This is a genomic window from Mycobacterium sp. 1165196.3, from assembly GCF_001673415.1.
Classification (GTDB): Bacteria; Actinomycetota; Actinomycetes; order Mycobacteriales; family Mycobacteriaceae; genus Mycobacterium; species Mycobacterium europaeum_A.
In genome coordinates, this window is the sequence record NZ_LZLU01000135.1 from 1 (window position 1) to 717 (window position 717).

A 717-nucleotide genomic window follows, 5' to 3' on the forward strand; every position below is an offset into this window, starting at 1 on the left:
AGCGCGGCGGAGCCGGGGAAGCCGGGTCGCCGCCGTCGGACTCAGCGGCGATCGCGAGCGCGGCGGAGCGGCCGAAGCCGGGTCGCCGCCATCCGACTCAGGGCCAGGGCCGCATCCAGCCCTCCACCGGCAGCGCGAGCGCGTTGCACAGCGTGCAGATCGTCCGATACCAGCCGACGGCCGTGAGCAATTCGATGCGCTGCTCGTCGTCGAGGTCGCGGCCCAGCGCGGTCCACGTCGCCTCCGACCACGAGCCGGTGCGCTCGAGCTCGTCCACCGCCGCGATCAGCGTGCGCTCCGCAACGCTCCACCGCGGGTCGTCCGGGCCGCCGGTGACCAGCGCATCGCACTCGTCGTCGCTGACACCGGCGATCGGGCCCCAGAACGCCGCCTGCCCGCCCCACTCGTATGCGCAGCCGACCAGCGCGCAGGTCCGCAGAATGGCGATGGTCCGCGTGCGACCAGGCAAAAGCGCTGCGACATAAAGGGATTCGCCGAGCTTGCGCAGCCGGGCGGCCAGCGTCGGATGGCGCTGCAGGCAGCGCACCAAAAGCAGCGGCTCGTACGTGCGGTCGGGGTGACCCCAGCTGTTGATGCCAGTGGCATCTTCTTCGCTCCACGGCGGAGCGAGCGGTGCGACGCGGCTCACGGATGAGACTGTAGTTAGGTCGATGGCGGCGACCCGCGGCGCCCGGCTTCGCCGCGCTTGCGATCGCC

At 72.1% G+C, this 717-nt stretch carries 1 protein-coding gene; it reads right to left on the minus strand.

The annotated features are described in order from the left end of the window. Positions 1 to 97 precede the first annotated feature (97 nt). The gene (locus A5659_RS14385; protein WP_067021817.1) at positions 98 to 649 is read right to left on the minus strand and encodes a carboxymuconolactone decarboxylase family protein; all 552 of its coding nucleotides are present in this window, start codon (positions 647 to 649) and stop codon (positions 98 to 100) included. Positions 650 to 717: the final 68 nt, after the last annotated feature.